Raw genomic sequence first — 17,557 nt, 5'->3', positions numbered from 1 at the left:
CGCTTCCTAGACTGGATTGCATCTTTCGCGCCACGCCCTGCCCTGCTGCCCCTGTCATGACTTCTGCCTCTTCGTCCCCCGTCACCGTGGAGATGCTCGCCGCCTTCTCCGACGCCTGGAACCGCCACGACCTGCCCGCGCTGATGTCCTTCATGCATGCCGACTGCGTGTTCGAGACCGCCGCCGGTCCCGAGGCCTGCGGCGCACGCCACAGCGGCACCGAGGCCGTGGCCGCGGCCTTCGAGGCGGCGTGGAAGAACTTCCCCGATGCGCAGTGGCGCAATGGCCGGCACTTCGTGGCCGGCGAGCGCGGCGTCTCGGAATGGACCTTCACCGGCACCGCCGCCGACGGCTCGCGTGTCGAGGCCGATGGCGTGGACGTGTTCACCTTCCAGGACGGAAAGATCCTGGTGAAGAACGCCTTCCGCAAGATGCGCCCCGCGCTGCCCAAGGCCTGACCTCCGCAGAAGGCGACCCACCATGGCCATCACCACCCCGCGCGAAGTCTTCGCGCCCTACGACCCGGCCTACGACCCGCTGGTCTCGGCCGGTCCCGGCCACAACCGCGACTACGCGCCCACCTACTGGGCCGCCACCGCCGGCACGCCGCCGGATGACGACGGTCCCATCACGGCGGACGTCGATGCCGACGTGGTCATCATCGGCTCGGGCTTCACCGGCCTGGCCGCGGCCCTGTTCCTCGCCCGGGAGCACGGCATCAAGGCCACGGTGCTCGAAGCCAATCGCGTGGCCTGGGGCTGCACCAGCCGCAACGGCGGCCAGGGGCAGAACGCCAGCGGCCGGCTCTACCGCTCGCAGTGGATCGAGCGCTGGGGCCTGGACGTGGCGAAGAAGCTCGATGCCGAGATCCGCTTCGGCTTCCAGACCTTCGCCGACCTGGTGGCGCAGATCGACTGCGACGCGCAGCCGGGCGGTCACCTGTTCGTGGCGCACCGCGAAAAGAAGATGGACTTCCTGCGCCGCGAGACCGAGGTGATGCGCCAGCACTTCGGCTACGACGCCCGCATGCTGTCGGCCGAGGAAGTGCGCCGCGACTGGTGCGGCGACCAGGACGCCAAGGGCGCGCAGTACGAGTCCGAGGGTATCTCGGTGCATCCGCTCAAGCTGGCCCACGGCTATCTGAAGATGGCGCGCGAGCTGGGCGCCCGCGTGCACCCGGCCAGCCCGGTCATCGGCTGGGAGACGAAGGACGGCGTGCATCACCTGCGCACGCCGGGCGGCACGGTGCGTGCGCGGGCCGTGGGCATCGCCACCGGGGCGTACACCGCGCCGGGGCTCTTTCCGGGGCTGAAGAACCGCTACTTTCCGGTGCTGTCCAACTCCATCGTCACGCGCCCGCTCACGCCGGCCGAGCTGGAGGCCACGGGCTTCAAGACGCGCATCGCCATCACCGACACGCGCACGCTGCGCTTCTATTACCGCCTGCTGCCGGACAACCGCGTGCAGATCGGCAGCCGCAGCGCCATCACCGGCGCCGACGCGCACCGCGAAGCGCACTACCGCCTGCTCACCGAAGGGCTGGCGCGCAAGTTCCCGGCGCTCAAGGACATCGAAATTGCCCACTCCTGGTGGGGCTGGGTGGACGTGAGCCACGACATGATGCCGCGCATCGTGCAGCCCGATGCCGCACAGCAGGTCTTCTATGCGCTGGGCTACGGCGGCAACGGCGTCTCCTTCTCCGCCCATGCGGGCCGGCGGCTGGCGCAGCGCATCGCCGGCCAGGCCGATGCCGCCTTCGGCCTGCCCATCTACCAGGGCGCGCTGCCCTTTCCGGCGCAGGGCGAATGGGCCGCGCCCTTCCGCCGCCTGGGCCAGAGCTTGCTCTACCGCTGGTACTGGCTGCGCGACGAAGTGCTCTGAGCCGCGGTGTCCCCTTTCCTTCCATTCGATCCAGGAGTGCATTCCATGACCACCCCGTTCCTCACCCGCCGTGCCCTGTCGCTGGCCGCGGCCGCGCTGCTGGCTGGCAGCAGCCTGCTCGGCACCGCTGCCCAGGCGCAGGAGATCAAGAAGGGCGGCACGCTGGTGATCGGCACCACGCAGGCGCCGCGGCACCTCAACGGCGCCGTGCAGTCGGGCATCGCCACGGCGGTGCCGTCGACCCAGCTCTTCGCCAGTCCGCTGCGCTTCGACGACAAGTGGAACCCACAGCCCTACCTCGCCGAAAGCTGGAAGCTGGCGGAGGATGGCAAGTCGCTCACGCTCAACCTGCGCAAGGACGCCGTCTTCCACGACGGCAAGCCCATCACCTCGGAGGACGTGGCCTTCTCCATCATGGCCATCAAGGCCAACCATCCCTTCTCGACCATGCTCGCGCCGGTGGAGAAGGTGGAGACGCCCAACCCCACCACCGCCATCATCCGCATGAGCACGCCGCACCCGGCCATCGTTCTGGCGATGTCGCCCGCGCTGTGCCCGATCATGCCCAAGCACATCTACGGCGACGGCACCGACCTCAAGAACAACCCGCGCAACAGCCAGAACCTGGTGGGCTCGGGGCCCTTCAAGCTGACGGAGTTCAAGGCCGGGCAGCGCGTGGTGATGGAGAAGTTCGACAAGTTCTTCCTGCCCGGCAAGCCCTACCTCGACAAGATCATCCTGAACATCGTGCCCGACACGCAGAGCCTGGTGCTGGGCCTGGAGCGCGGCGACCTGCAGATGCTGCCCTACGCCGCCGGCGCGGTGGACCTCAAGCGCCTGAAGGCCAATCCCAACCTGGTGATGACCGACAAGGGCTTCGAGGGCATCGGCCCCATCAACTGGCTGGCCTTCAACACCGCCAAGAAGCCGCTGAACGACGTCAACGTGCGCAAGGCCATCGCCTATGCCATCGACAAGAACTTCATCACCAAGGCGCTGATGGGCGGCTTCGCCACCGTGGACGACGGCCCCATCGTGCCGGGCAGCCCCTTCGCCGTGCCCGACCTGGTGAAGTACCCGCTGGACCTGAAGAAGTCCGCCGAGCTGCTGGACGCCGCGGACCTCAAGCCCGGCGCGGGTGGCGAGCGCTTCAAGCTCACCATCGACTACATCCCTGGCAACGACGAGCAGCAGAAGAACGTGGCCGAGTACCTGCGCTCGCAGCTCAAGAAGGTGGGCATCGGCGTGGAGGTGCGCGCCTCGGCCGACTTCCCGGCCTGGGCCAAGCGCATCGCCAGCCGCGACTTCGACATGACCATGGACACGGTCTTCAACTGGGGCGACCCGGTGATCGGCGTGCACCGCACCTACCTGTCGACCAACATCAAGCCCATCGTCTGGACCAACACGCAGGACTATGCCAACCCCAAGGTGGACGAGCTGCTGAATGCGGCGGGCGGCATCATGGACCCGGTCAAGCGAAAGGCCTACTACGCCACCTTCCAGAAGATCGTGACGGACGAGGTGCCCATCGTCTACATCAACCTGGCGCCCTACCACACGGTGGCCAGCAAGCGCGTGGGCAACCTGCCGACGACCATCTGGGGCCCCGCATCCCCGATGGACGACGTGTACTTGAAGTGAGCCCGCGATGAAGCTGCTGAAGCCCCTGGCCTCGCGGCTGCTCCAGGCCCTGGGCCTGGTGCTGGCCGTGGTGGTGCTCAACTTCGCGCTGGTGCATGCCGCGCCCGGCGATCCGGTGGAGACCATCGCCGGCATGAGCGGTGGCATGTCCGAGGAGCTGAAGACCGAGCTGCGCCAGTCCTACGGCCTGGACCGGCCGCTGCCGGTGCAGCTGGGCATCTACCTCGGGCGCGTGGCCCGGCTGGACCTGGGCCAGTCCTACATCTTCAACCTGCCGGTGGCCGAGCTGATCGCCGAGCGCATCCCGGCGACGCTGCTGCTGGTGCTGAGTTCGGTGGTGTGCGCCTTCCTCATCGGCACTGCGCTAGGCGTGCTGGCTGCGCGCAAGCCCAACGGCTGGCTGTCGCAGGCGATCACGGTGTTCTCGCTGGTGGGCTTCGCGGCGCCGGTGTTCTGGAGCGGGATGATGCTGATGATCCTGTTCGCCTCGGTGTGGCCGATCCTGCCGGTGTCGGACATGCGCTCGGTGGACAGCGACGGCCGCGGCCTGGCCGGCGTGGTGGATGTGTTGTGGCATCTGGTGCTGCCCATGTTCACGCTGTCGATGGTGTACCTGGCGCAATACAGCCGGCTGGCCCGCGCCAGCATGCTGGAGGTGCTGGGCGCCGACTTCATCCGTACAGCCCGCGCCAAGGGCCTGGCCGAGGGCGTGGTGCTCTACAAGCATGCGCTGCGCAACGCGGTGCTGCCGGTGGTCACCGTGCTGGGCCTGCAGTTCGGCAACGTGCTGGCGGGCGCCATCCTGGTCGAGACGGTCTTCAACTGGCCCGGCCTGGGCCGCCTGGCCTACGAGTCGGTGCTGAGGCGCGACTACCCGACCATCCTGGGCGTGCTGCTGCTGTCGGCGGTGGTGGTGCTGGTGATGAACCTGCTCACGGACCTCTGCTACCGCCTGATCGACCCTCGCATCAAAAACAAGTAAGCGATGTCCGCCCTTCCCATCTCTCCTGGCGAGCCCACGCCGGCCGCCATGCCGCTGCTGGCCGCGCCCTCGCCCGCGCGCGAGGCGCTGGCCATGTTCATGCGCAACCCGGCCGCGGTGGCCGGGCTGGTGCTGCTCTCGCTCATCGTGCTGGTCGCGGTGGTCGGGCCGTGGCTGGTGCAGGCCGACCCCTTCGAGATCCGCGGCGCGCCGCTCAGCCCGCCGGGCACCGAAGACGTGTGGCTGGGCACCGACCAGCTGGGCCGCGACGTCGGCATCGCGCTGCTCCATGGTGGGCGCGCCACGCTGCTGGTGGGAGCCGTGGCGGCACTGCTGTCGGTGACCATCGGCGTCACGCTGGGCGCGTTGGCCGGCTTCTACGGTGGCCGGGTCGACGCGCTGCTGATGCGCGTGACCGAGTTCTTCCAGGTGCTGCCGGCGCTGCTCTTCGCCATGGTGGTGGTCACCCTGTTCTCGCCCAGCCTGCTGACGGTGGTGCTGTCCATCGGGCTGGTGAGCTGGCCGGGTACCGCGCGGCTGACGCGGGCCGAGTTCATGAAGGTGCGCGACCTGGAGTTCGTGCGGGCCGAGCGTGCCATCGGCGCCGGCAACGCGCGGCTGATCTGGAAGGTGATCCTGCCCAACACCATCGCGCCGCTGGTGGTCTCGGCCACGCTGGCGGTGGGCGCGGCCATCCTGTTCGAGGCCGGCCTGTCCTTCCTGGGCTTGGGCGACCCCAACCTGATGAGCTGGGGAATGATGATCGGCAGCAGCCGGCAGTACGTGCTTTCGGCCTGGTGGGCGGTGGCGATCCCCGGCGTGGCGATCTTCCTCACCGTGCTGGCCGTGAGCCTGATCGGCGATGGGCTCAACGATGCCCTCAACCCCAAGCTCAGAGAACGCTGACATGACCGAAGCCCTTCTCCAGGTTGACGACCTGCGTGTCGAGTTCGCCACCCGCCGCGGCAAGGCCATGGTGCTCAACGGCGTGAGCTTCGAGGTGCATGCGGGCGAGACGCTGTGCGTGGTCGGCGAGTCCGGCTGCGGCAAGAGCATGACGGCCCTGGCCATCCTGGGCCTGGTGCCGCAGCCGCCCGGCCGCGTGGCCGGCGGGGCGGTGCGCTTCCAGGGCGAGGACCTGGTGAGCGCCACGCCCGAACGGATGCGCGCGGTGCGGGGCAACCGCATCTCGATGATCTTCCAGGAGCCCATGACCTCGCTCAACCCGGTCTACACCGTGGGCGAGCAGATCGCCGAGTCGCTGCGCCTGCATGCGCAAGTCGACCGCAAGGCTGCCCATGCCCGCGCCATCGAGATGCTGCGCCAGGTGGGCATTCCCGCGCCCGAGCGGCGCGTGGACGAGTACCCGCATCAGCTGTCCGGTGGCATGCGCCAGCGCGTGATGATCGCCATGGCCCTGGCCTGCCGGCCCGACATCCTGATCGCCGACGAGCCCACCACCGCGCTGGACGTGACGGTGCAGGCCCAGATCTTCGACCTGCTGCGCGAGCTGCAGCGAGAGCGCGGCACGGCCATCGTGCTCATCACCCACGACATGGGCGCCGTGGCCGAGATGGCCGACCGCGTGATGGTGATGTACGCCGGCCGCGTGATCGAGCAGGGCCAGGCCGACGACGTGCTGGGCGCGCCGCAGCACCCGTACACGCAGGGCCTGATCGCCTGCCTGCCCGAGCTGGGCAGCAGCCAGGCCGAGGGGCGCACCGAGCTGGCCGAGATCCCCGGCGTGGTGCCCTCGTTGTGGGAGCTGGGCCAGGGCTGCGCCTTCCGCGAGCGCTGCCCCCAGGCCCATGCCCGCTGCGCGGCCGAGGTGCCGCCCATGTTCGAGGCCGAGGGTGCGCCCGGCCACGGCGCGGCCTGCTGGCTGCTGGCCGAGGCGGCGGGTGCCGCGTCGCCCGTCACTGCAGCGTCTGCGGCCGAAGCGGCGCGTGCCTGAACCCCGGTGCCGCCATGAGCCAACTCATTCCCTTCCCCAACATGCCCGCTCCCGTCACGCCCCCGCCGCCGGTGCTGCTGTCCGTCACCGACCTCAAGGTGCACTTTCCCAGCGCCGGTGGCCGCGTGGTGCGCGCGGTGGACGGCGTGAGCTTCGAGCTGCGCCGCGGCACCACGCTGGCCGTGGTGGGTGAATCGGGCTCGGGCAAGACCACCACCGCCCTGGCCGTGATGCGGCTCGCGCCCATCACCGAAGGCGGCATCCGCCTGGGCACCACCGAGCTGAGCCTGGTCAATGGCGAGAACCTGCGCCGCGCGCGCAGCCGGCTGCAGATGGTCTTCCAGGACCCGTACTCCTCGCTCAACCCGCGCCAGCGCGTGGGCGAGGCGGTGCGCGCGCCGCTGGACCTGATGAAGATCGGCACGCCCGCCGAGCGCGCGGCCCGCGTCGACGAACTCTTCCACGCTGTCGGCCTGCGGCCCGAGCAGCAGCACCTGTTCCCGCACCAGTTCTCGGGCGGGCAGCGCCAGCGCATCAACATCGCACGTGCGCTGGCCACCAACCCGGAGCTGGTGGTCTGCGACGAGCCGGTCTCGGCGCTGGACATCGCCATCCGCGCGCAGATCCTCAACCTGCTGGCGCGGCTGCAGCGCGAGCTGGGGCTGACCTACCTGTTCATCTCGCACGACATGGCGGTGGTGGAGCACATCTGCGACGAGATCGCCGTCATGTACCTGGGCCAGATCGTGGAGCGCGCACCGCGCCGCACCTTCTTCGCCCAGCCGCTGCATCCCTACAGCGTGGCGCTGATGTCGGCCGTGCCCACGGTGCGCGGCGGCCGGGCGCGGGCGGCGCAGCGCATCCGGCTGGTGGGCGATCCGCCCAGCCCGCTCGATCCGCCCGCGGGCTGCCGCTTCGCCGGCCGCTGCCCGGTCGCCGAGCCGGCCTGCACGCAGCCGCAGCAGCTGCGCGAGGTGCAGCCCGGCCACTGGGTGGCCTGCCACAAGGTCACGCTGCAGGCGGGCCGGCCGGTGCCGCCGCTGGCGCTGCCGGATGCCGCCTGAGGCAGCCCGAGGCGACCTGAACATTTCAACGCCGTGGCCACCGCACAGCGGCCCTGGCCCTTCATCCGACACCACGACCCCATGTCCCCCATCACCGTCTTCCAGGCCCGCCAGATCCTCACCATGAACCCGCGCCAGCCGCAGGCCACGCATGTGGCCGTGCGCGAGGGCCGCATCCTGGGCGTGGGCGACCTGGCGCGCATGCAGGCCTTCGGCGACTTCACGCTCGACACGCGCTATGCCGACAAGGTGCTGATGCCCGGCCTGGTCGAAGGCCATTCGCACCTGATGGCCGGCGGACTGTGGAAGTTCAGCTTCGTCGGCTACCACGCACGTACCTCACCCGACGGCCGCGTGTGGGAGGGCTGCCGCAACTTCGACGAGGTGATCGCCCGCCTGCGCGCCGCCGACGCCGCGATGGCGGACCCCAAGGCGCCGCTGCTGGCCTGGGGCTTCGACCCGCTCTTCTTCGGCACCGAGCGCATGACGGTGGAGCACCTGGACAAGGTCTCCACCACGCGGCCCGTGGTCATCCTGCATGCCAGCCAGCACCTGATGAACGTCAACCGCGCCGCACTGGCCGCGGCCGGCATCGACCGCGACACCGACATCGAGGGCATCGCCCGCTTCGCCGACGGCGAGCCCAATGGCGAACTGCAGGAGTTCGCGGCCATGTTCCCCATCACGCGGCTGGTGGGCAACATCTTCCGCATCAACGGCTCCTCGCCCGAGAGCCTGCGCCTGTTCGGCCAGATGGCGCGGCTGGCCGGCGTGACCACCGCCACCGACCTGGTCAACGACCTGGCCGAGCCCAACCATGCGGCCATGATGCAGGTCACCGGCGAGCCCGGCTTTCCGGTGCGGCTGGTGCCGGCCTACCTGTGCCTGGACGGCAGCCTCAACCGCACGCAGGGCGCCGCGCGCATCCGCCAGCGGCAGGCCGAGGCCGAAGGCAATGCCAAGCTGCACTACGGCCTGGTCAAGATCGTGGCCGACGGCTCCATCCAGGGCTTCACCGCCCGTGTGCGCTGGCCGGGCTATCACAACGGCGCGCCCAACGGCATCTGGATCCTGCCGCCGGCGGAGCTCAAGGCCGCCATCCGCGACTTCCATGCGCAGGGCTTCCAGCTGCACATCCACACCAACGGCGACGAGGCCACCGAGCTGGCGCTGGACGGCATCGAGGAGGCCCTGGCCGCGCACCCGCGCGCCGACCACCGCCACACGCTGCAGCACTGCCAGATGGCCGACGCGGCGCAGTTCCGCCGCATGGCCACGCTGGGCGTGTGTACCAACCTGTTCGCCAACCACATCTACTACTGGGGCGAGGCGCACCTGGCCCAGACCATGGGCCCCGACCGCGCCTTCCGCATGGACGCCTGCGCCACCGCGCTGGCGCACGGGGTGCCGCTGGCCATCCATTCCGACGCGCCCATCACGCCGCTGGCGCCGCTGTTCACTGCCTGGTGCGCCGTCAACCGGCTCACGTCCAGCGGCCGGGTGCTGGGCGAGGCCGAGCGCATCGGCGTGCCCGAGGCGCTGTGGGCCATCACCCAGGGCGCGGCCTACACCCTGGGCCTGGACGACCGCATCGGCTCCATCGAGGTCGGCAAATGGGCCGACTTCTGCGTGCTGGACGAGAGCCCACTGGCCGTCGCGGCCGAGGCGCTCAAGGACCTGCGCGTGGCCGGCACGGTGATCGGCGGCGTGCCGACCGAGGCGACCGCGTGAGGCGCGGCGCTTCTGTCGTCACGCGACACCTCGGGGCGCGGGCATGAGGCCGCGCATCCCGCTCACCGTCATCGGCGGCTTCCTCGGCGCCGGCAAGACCACGCTGCTCAACCACCTGCTCGCGCAGTCGGGCGACCGGCGCATCGCCGTGCTGGTCAACGACTTCGGCGCCATCAACATCGACCGCGCGCTCATCGCCAGCGAAGAGGCCGGCGCCATCGAGCTGACCAACGGCTGCGTCTGCTGCGCCATCGGCGACGACCTGACCACCGCGCTCATCGGCCTGATCGAACGGCCGCAGCCGCCCGAGGCCATCGTGATCGAGGCCAGCGGCGTCTCCGACCCCTGGCGCATCGCCCAGGTGGGCCTGGCCGACCCCGCGCTGGCACTGGACGCCGTGCTGGTGCTGGCCGACACCACCGTGCTGCGCGAACAGGCGGCGGACCCGCTGCTGACCGACAGCATCCGGCGGCAGCTGGATGCGGCGGACCTGCTTGTGCTGAACAAGACCGACCTCGTGGACGAGGCCACGCTGGCCGACCTGCGCGGCTGGCTCGACACCGAATGGCCCGCAACGCCGCGCTTCGAGGCCGTGCAGGCCCGCGTGCCCTTGACGCTGCTGCAGGCGCCGCGCCTGCCGCGGGCAGACGAAGGCACTGCGCATTGCGCAAGCTGCGGCGGCAAGCACGGGCACGAGCACGGCCACGGCCACGGACATGCGCCTGGTCATGGTCACGACCATGGTGCCGTGGCGCATGCCGAGGTCTTCGAGACCTGGGCCCTGCGCGATGCCCCGGTCTTCCACGCGCCGGCCCTGCGTGCGTTGCTCAAGGCCATGCCGGCCGGCGTACTGCGGCTCAAGGGCCTGGTACGCACCGATGCGCATGCGGGCCTGGTCGAACTGCAGTTCGCCGGCCGCCACGGTGTGCTGCGCGCGGCGCCCGGCGCCGCGCCCGAGGCCGCCGACACGCTGGTGGCCATCGGCCTGCGCGGTCGGCTGCCGGCGCACGAACTGGCACAGCGGCTGCGCGCCGCTGCCGCCGTGAGGGAGGCCGCATGAGCGTTCGCCCGGCCATGACCACGACGACGCCCCATCCGCCCAAGGACGCCCGATGACCCGCCCCGCCAGCACCTTCGCCGGCCTGGACCTGCTCGCCGCCCTGGGCGTGGTCGTCATCTGGGGCCTCAACTTCGTGGCGATGAAGTATTCGCTGCGCGACTTCACGCCCTTCCAGCTGGGCTTCTTCCGCTACGTGTTCGCGGTGCTGCCGCTCGTCTTCATCGTGCCGCGGCCACGCCTGTCCTGGCGCTGGCTGGTGCCGGCGGGCCTCGCGCAGCTGGGCCAGTTCGGCCTGCTGTTCGTGGCGCTGCAGGTGGGCATGACGGCGGCCCTGGCCTCGGTGCTGATGCAGACGCAGGTCTTCTTCACCACGCTGCTGGGCGTGGCCCTGCTGGGCGAGCGGCTGTCCGGGCCGCTGCGCGCCGGGCTGGTGCTGGCGGCCGTGGGCCTGCTGTGCTTCGGCCTCAACTTCGCGGGCGGCAGTGCCACGGCCGGCATCACCGTGCTGGGCCTGGTGCTGAACCTGGGCGGCGCCTTCATGTGGGCCGCCTCCAACATCGTGGCGCGCAAGGCCCAGGCCGCGCAGCCGGGCTATGACCCGCTGCAGTTCGTGGTGTGGATGTCGCTGGTGCCCATCCTGCCCTTCGGCCTGATGGCCTGGTTCTTCGAGCCCGCGGCCACGCACGACCAGTGGCGCCACGCCAGCCTGGGCGGCTGGCTGGGCGTGGCCTACCTGGGCTGGTTCGCGACCATCGCTGCCTACGCGATGTGGACCGGCCTGCTCAAGCGCCACCCGGCCAACCGCGTCGCGCCCTTCAGCCTGGGCGTGCCGGTGATCGGCCTGGCGGCCGGCATGCTGACCCTCGGCGAGCATGTCACGGCCTGGCAGTGGGCGGGCAGTGCCTGCGTCGTGGCGGCGCTAGGGGTGGTGATGTTCGGTGGGCGCTTTGGGACGCGGCGGCGGCCCGCCGCGGTGCGGGGACTCTGACCCGGTCTCCGGCGTCCGAGGCGGCGGACGTCCACAATCGCCCGCCCATGGAGACACTCACCCGCCGCCAATGGGCGCTGCTCATTCCGCTGACCATCGCCTGGGGCATCAACTGGCCGATCATGAAGGTGGGGGTGACCGATCTGCCGCCCCTGACCTTCCGCGCCATGTCGCTGTGGCTGGGCGTGCCGGTGCTGGCGGTGGTGCTGCTGGCGATGCGCCTGCCCTTTCGCGTGCCGCGTCGCCACTGGCCCGAGCTGCTGTGGCTGTCGGCCACCAACATGTTCGTCTGGCACGTGTGCATCATCATCGCGCTGCGCCACCTGTCGGGCGGGCGTGCGGCCATCCTGGGCTACACCATGCCGGTGTTCTCGGCCATCCTGGGTGCGCTGCTCTTCAACACCCGTCTGTCGGCGCGCGCCTGGATGGGTGTGGCGGCGGCAGCGTTGGGCGTGGCCTTCCTGCTGTGGCACGAGTTCACCGGCCTGGCCGGCAGCCCCGGCTTCGTTGCGCTCGCGCTGGGGGCTGCCGCCACCTGGGCGCTGGGCACGCAGCTGCTGCGACGCACGCAGCTGCCGGTGCCCACGCTCACGCTGTCGTTCTGGATGACCACGCTCACGGCCCTCGTGATGGGCGCGCTCTCGGCCCTGGCCGAACGCAGCGAATGGCACATGCCGGGCCCGGCGGCCTGGGGCGCCATCGTCTACAACGCCGTGGTGATCTTCGGCTTCGCCCACGTCGCCTGGTTCGTGCTGGCCCGGGGTCTGCCGCCCGTGGCGTCGACCATCAGCGTCATGATGATCCCGGTGCTGGGCGTGCTCAGCAGTGCGCTGTGGCTGGGCGAGGCCATCTACTGGCAGGACTGGATGGCCATGACCCTGCTGATGGTGGCCATCGCCGCCGTGCTGCTGCCGGCGCGCGCCAGGTCCTGAGAGGGGCGCAGCAACAACCCCGCGCCGCCTGCCTCAGCCGGCGGCGCGCAGCGTGTCCGAGGGCGACTCGCCGAAGCGCAGGCGGTAGGCCTGCGCGAAGCGGCTCAGGTGCGCGAAGCCGCAGTCCAGCGCCACGGCGGCGACGGTGATGCCGTCCTCGCCCGCGCGCAGGCGCTGGCGGGCGCGCTCCAGCCGCAGGTCGCGCAGGGTGTGCATGGGGCTCTCGTCGCGCACACGGCGGAAGGCGTCGAGCAGCGTGCGCACCGATACACCGGCGGCCGCCGCGATGTCGGCGAGCCGCAAGGGCTCGTCGGCATGCGATTCCATGTGGGCCACCGCGCGTCGCACGCAGGCCGCCTGGCTGGGGCCCGCACCTGCACCGGCACCTGCGGGCCGGGTGGCGATGCGCAGCGGCACGTCGTCGGTCCAGGGCTGGCCGGCCAGCAGCAGGTGCACCAGCAGGCGCTCCATCTCGGCCGCGACGATGGGGCTGGCCTGCACCGCCTGCATCAGGGCCTCGGAACTCAGCAGCAGGTGCAGCTGGGCGCGCCAGGCCTGCAGGGCCGGGCGCTGCAGGTCCAGCCCGGCCTCGAAGCGCAGCGGCCGGCCGGTGTGCGATTCGAGCATGCGGCGGTCCAGCCGCAGCACGAACTGCTCGCAGTCGGGCGACAGGTCGGCCAGGAATCTGCTGCCGGGAGCGCACACCATGCCGTGGCGACCATCGGCCTGCAGCGGCCGGTCGTCGGCCAGCACCTCGGCATGGCCCTGCAGGCAGAACATGAGCAGGTGATAGTCCTCCACATGGGACACGTCCACCCGCGTGGTTTCGCCGAAGCGGATGGTGCCCAGGCCGATGCCGCCCACGCGCACGAAGTCCATGTGCGAGCGCCCGCCGCGCGGGCGCTCCAGCGCCTGCAGCCGGTGCGGCTGCATCACGCGCGAGATGCGCTCGCGCGCATCGTCCAGGTCCGAGGACTCGAACAGGCGGTACGCGCGCAGCAGCCCCGGCGTGAAGGCGCCGGGGGCGGGGGAGAGGTCGACGACAGTGGAGGCGGCGGCTGGACGCATGGTCTGGCGGGGCTTCCGATCAGGACCTGATGCAGCGCAAGAAGCGCGCCAGCCGCTTGTGGCAGCCGCCGGTGCGCGCATCCGGCGCAAGTCCTGCGCAATCCGGACATCCGCGGCGCGGATCCCGCGCGAATCGGATAGCCGCCGCGGCAGCGGCCTTCGACCATGCGTCCCATGACGCCCGGCAGCCGCCGGGCCCGCACAAGGAAGGAGTCTTGCCATGAATCAACCGGTCGATCCTGGTGCACTGCAGGCCGCCGCGGCCGAGCAGGCGCAGCGCGTGGTGCACTTTCCGCAGGCCGACGGCTCGCGCGTGCCCTATGCCGTGTTCAGCTCGCAGGAGGTGTTCGAGCGCGAGCAGGAGCGCATCTACCGCGGCCCCACCTGGAGCTTCGTCGCGCTGGAGGCGGAGATTCCCAACCCCGGCGACTACAAGAGCACCTTCGTCGGCGACACGCCCGTGGTGGTGACCCGCGCGCCCGACGGCGAGCTGGCCTGCTGGGTCAACCGCTGCGCCCACCGCGGCGCCATGGTCTGCCGCAATGCGCGCGGCAATGCCAAGGTGCACACCTGCGTCTACCACCAGTGGGGCTTCAGCGCCAAGGGCGACCTGCAGGGCATCCCCTTCAAGCGCGGGCGCGACGGCGCGCCCGGCATGCCGCCGGACTTCGACAACAAGGCGCACGGCCTGCGCAAGCTGCGCGTGGACAGCTACAAGGGCTTGGTCTTCGCCAGCTTCAGCGACGAAGCGCCGACCTTGTCCGACTACATCGGCGAGCAGATGCGGCCCTGGGTGGACCGCGTGATGCACAAGAAGGTGGTGTACCTGGGCTGCACCCGCCAGTACGCGCGCAGCAACTGGAAGCTCTACTACGAGAACGTCAAGGACCCGTACCACGCGAGCCTGCTGCACCTGTTCCACACCACCTTCAACATCTTCCGCGTGGGCATGAAGGCGCGTTCGATGGCCGACAGAACGCACGGCCTGCACAGCATCATCACCGCCACCAACATCGAGGAAGAGGGCGACACCGCCACCGCCTACAAGCAGCAGGCGATCCGCTCGATGGACGACGGCTTCCACCTGGAAGACCCGTCGGTGCTGGGCTTCATCTCGGAGTACGAGGAAGACTGCACCAACCACATCCAGACCATCTTTCCGCAGCTGGTGCTGCAGCAGATCCACAACACGCTGGTGGCGCGGCAGGTGCTGCCCAAGGCGCCGGGCGAGTTCGAGCTGGTCTTCCACTTCTTCGGCTACGAGGACGACACGCCCGAGCTGCGTGCGCTGCGCATCAAGCAGGCCAACCTGGTGGGGCCGGCAGGCTACATCTCGATGGAGGACACCGAGGCCACCGAGCTGGTGCAGCGCGGCACCGCGCGCGATGCCGACGCCACCTCGGTGCTGGACCTGGGCCGCACCGACCCGAACCGGGAGGACACCATGATCACCGAGAACCTGATCCGGAAGTTCTGGACGGGATACCAGAAGCTGATGGGGTATTGAGATGAGCACCGTGATGGAAGCACCCCAGACCGCCGCCGCCGCTGCGGCGACGCCCGACGTCGACATCGCCCTCTGGTTCCAGATCCATCAGCTGAACGAGCGCTACTGCGCCCTGCTGGACAACGACCGCCTGGAGGACTGGACCCGCCTCTTCACCGAGGACTGCCTCTACGAGATCGTGCCCAAGGAGAACGCCGACATGGGCCTGCCCATCGGCCTCGTGCACTGCACCAGCGCGGGCATGCTGCGCGACCGCGTGGTGGCGCTGCGCCACGCCAACATCTACGAGTCGCACAGCTACCGCCACATGACCAGCGGGCTCACGCTCCCGGCGGTCGATGCGCAGACCGTGACGGCCGAGTCCTCGTATGTGGTGGTGCAGACGCGCACGAACGGCGAGTCCTTCATCTTCCAGGCCGGGCGCTACCTCGACCGCGTGGTGCGCACGCCCGCGGGCTGGCGCTTTGCGCAGCGGCGCGTGGTGTACGACACCTCGCGCGTGATCACGCTGCTGGCCACGCCCATCTGACCGATCCGCCTTCGCGCCATGCCTACGGGCCGCGCCCGATGGCACGCCGATTGCTGACTGCAGTCCATTCCATTCACGCATTCCCCGGAGAGGAAGCCCATGACCCCCGTTCGCACCCGGCCGCTGCTGGCTGCCGCCCTGGCCCTGGCCTTCGCCGCGCCCGCCCTTGCCGCCGATCCCATCAAGGTGGGCCTGGCGCTGGACATCTCCGGCCCCTTCGCGGCCGGCGGCGCGGAGACGCGCGACGCCATCAACCTGGCTATCAAGCTGCTCGACAACAAGCTGGGCGGCTACCCGGCCGAATTCATCCAGGCCGACACTGCGGGCAGCCCGGACCAGGCCAAGCAGATCGTCGACCGCTTCATCCAGCAGAACAAGATCGACTTCTTCACCGGGCCCGTGCCGTCCAACGTGGCCCTGGCCGTCGGCCCGGCGCTGTTCGCGGCCAAGGTGCCGTTCATCACCGCCAACCCCGGCCCGAGCCAGTACGCGGGCGCGCAGTGCAATCCCTACTTTTTTGGCCAGAGCTATCAGAACGACACCTGGGACGAGGCCGCCGGTCAGTGGGCCAGCGACCAGGGTTTGAAGAGCGCCTTCATCCTCGCGCCCAACTACCCGGCGGGCCGCGACCACCTCACCGGCTTCAAGCGCACCTACAAGGGCAACGTCGTGGCCGAGGTCTACGGCAAGGTCGGCCAGCTGGACTACGCGGCCGAGCTGGCACAGATCCGCGCCGCCAAGCCCGAGGCGGTGTTCTTCTTCCTGCCCGGCGCCATGGGCATCAACTTCATCAAGCAGTTCGTGGCCTCGGGCCTGTCGAAGGACGTGCGGCTGGTGACCAACCCCGCCTCGGCCGACGAGGACACCATCGCCGCCGTGGGCGAGCCCATGCTGGGCCTGTTCTCCACCTCGCAGTGGTCGCACGACCTGCCCAACGCCGCCAACCAGAAGTTCGTGAGCGAGTTCCGCAAGGCCTACAAGCGCTACCCCACCTTCTATGCCGCCCAGGCCTACGACGCCATCCTGGCCATGGACGCCGCGGCCCGCGACGTCAAAGGCGACGTGAAGAACAAGGAGGCCGTGCTCAAGGCGCTGAAGGCCGCCAACTTCCAGTCCATCCGCGGGCCCTTCAAGTACGGCAACAACAACTTCCCGATCCAGGACTACTACCTGCGCGTGATCGGCAAGGACGCCGAAGGCAAGATCACCAACAAGACCTTGTCTACGCCGCTGAAGGGCTCCCGCGATGCCTACCACCAGCTCTGCAAACTGAAGTGACAGCGCACCCGCGATGACCGCCATCCTCTTCATCGAGCAGATGCTCAACGGCCTGGGCTACGGGCTGATGCTCTTCCTGCTGGCGGCGGGGCTCACGCTGGTGTTCGGCATCATGGACGTGATGAACCTGGCCCATGGCTCGCTCTTCATGGGCGGGGCCTACGTGGCCGCCACGGTGCACACGGCCAGCGGCTCCTTCGTGATGGCGGTGGCCTCGGCCGTGCTGCTGGTCGTGGTGCTGGCGGTGCTGCTCGAATGGCTGCTGGTGCGCCACCTGTACGGGCGCGATCACCTGTCGCAGGTGCTGGCCACCTTCGGCGTGATCCTGGTGGCCGACGACGTGGCCAAGATGATCTGGGGCCCGGCGCCGGTCATGGCCTCGGCACCGCAGGCGCTGTCGGGTGCGGTCGAGCTGATGCCCGGCCTGCCCTATCCGGCCTACCGCCTCGTCATCCTCGCGGCCGGCGTGCTGGTGGCGCTGGGCCTGTATGCGCTGGTCAACCACACGCGCATGGGCATGCTGGTGCGGGCCGGCGCCTCCAACCGCGCCATGGCCGAGTTCATGGGTGTGCGGGTGGATCGGGTGTTCTCGCTGGTCTTCCTGCTGGGCGCCGCACTCGCGGCCCTGGCCGGCGCGCTGATGGGGCCGCTCACCGCCGTGCAGGTGGGCATGGGCGAGGAGATCCTCATCCCCTCGCTGGTGGTGCTGGTCATCGGCGGCATCGGCTCGGTGCGCGGCGCCTTCGTGGCGGCGATGCTGGTGGGCCTGGTGGACACCATCGGCCGCGCCTTCGTGCCCATGGCGCTGCGCGGCGTGCTGCCGCCCACGCTGGTGTCGGACCTGGGGCCGCTGATCGCGGGCCTGACCACCTATGCGCTGATGGCGGTGGTGCTGGCCGTCAAGCCGACCGGGCTGTTCCCGGCGCGGGGGTGAGCGGC

16 protein-coding genes are annotated in these 17,557 nt (G+C 70.2%); 15 read left to right on the top strand and 1 reads right to left on the bottom strand.

Features of this window, described 5'->3' with window-relative positions:
- The first annotated feature begins 56 nt into the window (after positions 1-56).
- The 11 genes from QZ772_RS23305 (at position 57) to QZ772_RS23255 (ending at position 12,236) form a co-directional block, all read left to right on the top strand.
- Entirely contained in the window at positions 57-458 is a 402-nt protein-coding gene (locus QZ772_RS23305) for a nuclear transport factor 2 family protein (protein ID WP_295531759.1), read from the top strand.
- Between the two features lie 22 nt (positions 459-480).
- Complete coding sequence (locus QZ772_RS23300) at positions 481-1,881, top strand: FAD-dependent oxidoreductase (protein ID WP_295531756.1); 1,401 nt, start codon at positions 481-483, stop codon at positions 1,879-1,881.
- Positions 1,882-1,926: 45 nt separating this feature from the next.
- Positions 1,927-3,525, top strand: a complete 1,599-nt coding sequence (locus QZ772_RS23295; RefSeq protein ID WP_295531753.1) for an ABC transporter substrate-binding protein — start codon at positions 1,927-1,929, stop codon at positions 3,523-3,525.
- A 7-nt stretch (positions 3,526-3,532) separates the two neighbouring features.
- On the top strand, positions 3,533-4,507 hold the full coding sequence (locus QZ772_RS23290; protein ID WP_295531750.1) for an ABC transporter permease: 975 nt from the start codon (positions 3,533-3,535) through the stop codon (positions 4,505-4,507).
- A gap of 3 nt (positions 4,508-4,510) precedes the next feature.
- The gene (locus QZ772_RS23285) at positions 4,511-5,413 is read left to right on the top strand and encodes an ABC transporter permease (protein WP_295531748.1); all 903 of its coding nucleotides are present in this window, start codon (positions 4,511-4,513) and stop codon (positions 5,411-5,413) included.
- Between the two features lies 1 nt (position 5,414).
- Positions 5,415-6,461 carry an ABC transporter ATP-binding protein gene (locus QZ772_RS23280; protein ID WP_295531745.1) on the top strand — a complete coding sequence of 349 codons (1,047 nt, stop codon included), beginning with the start codon at positions 5,415-5,417 and terminating at the stop codon, positions 6,459-6,461.
- A 14-nt stretch (positions 6,462-6,475) separates the two neighbouring features.
- Positions 6,476-7,525 (top strand): oligopeptide/dipeptide ABC transporter ATP-binding protein, encoded by a 1,050-nt coding sequence (locus tag QZ772_RS23275; RefSeq protein WP_295531741.1) that lies wholly within the window; start codon positions 6,476-6,478, stop codon positions 7,523-7,525.
- Positions 7,526-7,606: 81 nt separating this feature from the next.
- Complete coding sequence (locus QZ772_RS23270; RefSeq protein WP_295531738.1) at positions 7,607-9,256, top strand: amidohydrolase; 1,650 nt, start codon at positions 7,607-7,609, stop codon at positions 9,254-9,256.
- Between the two features lie 43 nt (positions 9,257-9,299).
- On the top strand, positions 9,300-10,316 hold the full coding sequence (locus tag QZ772_RS23265) for a GTP-binding protein (RefSeq protein WP_295531735.1): 1,017 nt from the start codon (positions 9,300-9,302) through the stop codon (positions 10,314-10,316).
- Between the two features lie 52 nt (positions 10,317-10,368).
- Positions 10,369-11,304: an EamA family transporter gene (locus QZ772_RS23260; RefSeq protein WP_295531732.1), complete on the top strand. Its 936-nt coding sequence runs from the start codon at positions 10,369-10,371 to the stop codon at positions 11,302-11,304.
- A gap of 47 nt (positions 11,305-11,351) precedes the next feature.
- A complete protein-coding gene (locus QZ772_RS23255) occupies positions 11,352-12,236 on the top strand; it encodes a DMT family transporter (RefSeq protein WP_295531729.1) in 885 nt (294 codons plus the stop codon).
- 33 nt (positions 12,237-12,269) lie between these two features.
- On the opposite strand, the gene andR is transcribed toward QZ772_RS23255, so the two are convergent.
- Entirely contained in the window at positions 12,270-13,304 is a 1,035-nt protein-coding gene (gene andR, locus QZ772_RS23250) for an anthranilate 1,2-dioxygenase regulatory protein AndR (RefSeq protein WP_295531726.1), read from the bottom strand.
- A gap of 220 nt (positions 13,305-13,524) precedes the next feature.
- On the opposite strand from andR, the gene andAc reads away from it, so the two are divergent.
- The 4 genes from andAc to QZ772_RS23230 all read left to right on the top strand — a co-directional run bounded on the left by andAc (position 13,525) and on the right by QZ772_RS23230 (position 17,552).
- The gene (gene andAc / locus QZ772_RS23245) at positions 13,525-14,811 is read left to right on the top strand and encodes an anthranilate 1,2-dioxygenase large subunit AndAc (protein ID WP_295531723.1); all 1,287 of its coding nucleotides are present in this window, start codon (positions 13,525-13,527) and stop codon (positions 14,809-14,811) included.
- A gap of 13 nt (positions 14,812-14,824) precedes the next feature.
- Positions 14,825-15,340 (top strand): anthranilate 1,2-dioxygenase small subunit AndAd, encoded by a 516-nt coding sequence (andAd, locus tag QZ772_RS23240; RefSeq protein WP_295531720.1) that lies wholly within the window; start codon positions 14,825-14,827, stop codon positions 15,338-15,340.
- 99 nt (positions 15,341-15,439) lie between these two features.
- Positions 15,440-16,618: an ABC transporter substrate-binding protein gene (locus QZ772_RS23235; RefSeq protein WP_295531717.1), complete on the top strand. Its 1,179-nt coding sequence runs from the start codon at positions 15,440-15,442 to the stop codon at positions 16,616-16,618.
- Between the two features lie 13 nt (positions 16,619-16,631).
- Positions 16,632-17,552 (top strand): branched-chain amino acid ABC transporter permease, encoded by a 921-nt coding sequence (locus QZ772_RS23230; RefSeq protein ID WP_295531715.1) that lies wholly within the window; start codon positions 16,632-16,634, stop codon positions 17,550-17,552.
- The last annotated feature ends 5 nt before the right edge of the window (positions 17,553-17,557 follow it).

The sequence above is a fragment of the uncultured Pseudacidovorax sp. genome (genome assembly GCF_913773995.1).
Lineage (GTDB): Bacteria > Pseudomonadota > Gammaproteobacteria > Burkholderiales > Burkholderiaceae_C > Xenophilus.
This window is presented reverse-complemented; position numbering and strand designations above follow the sequence as displayed.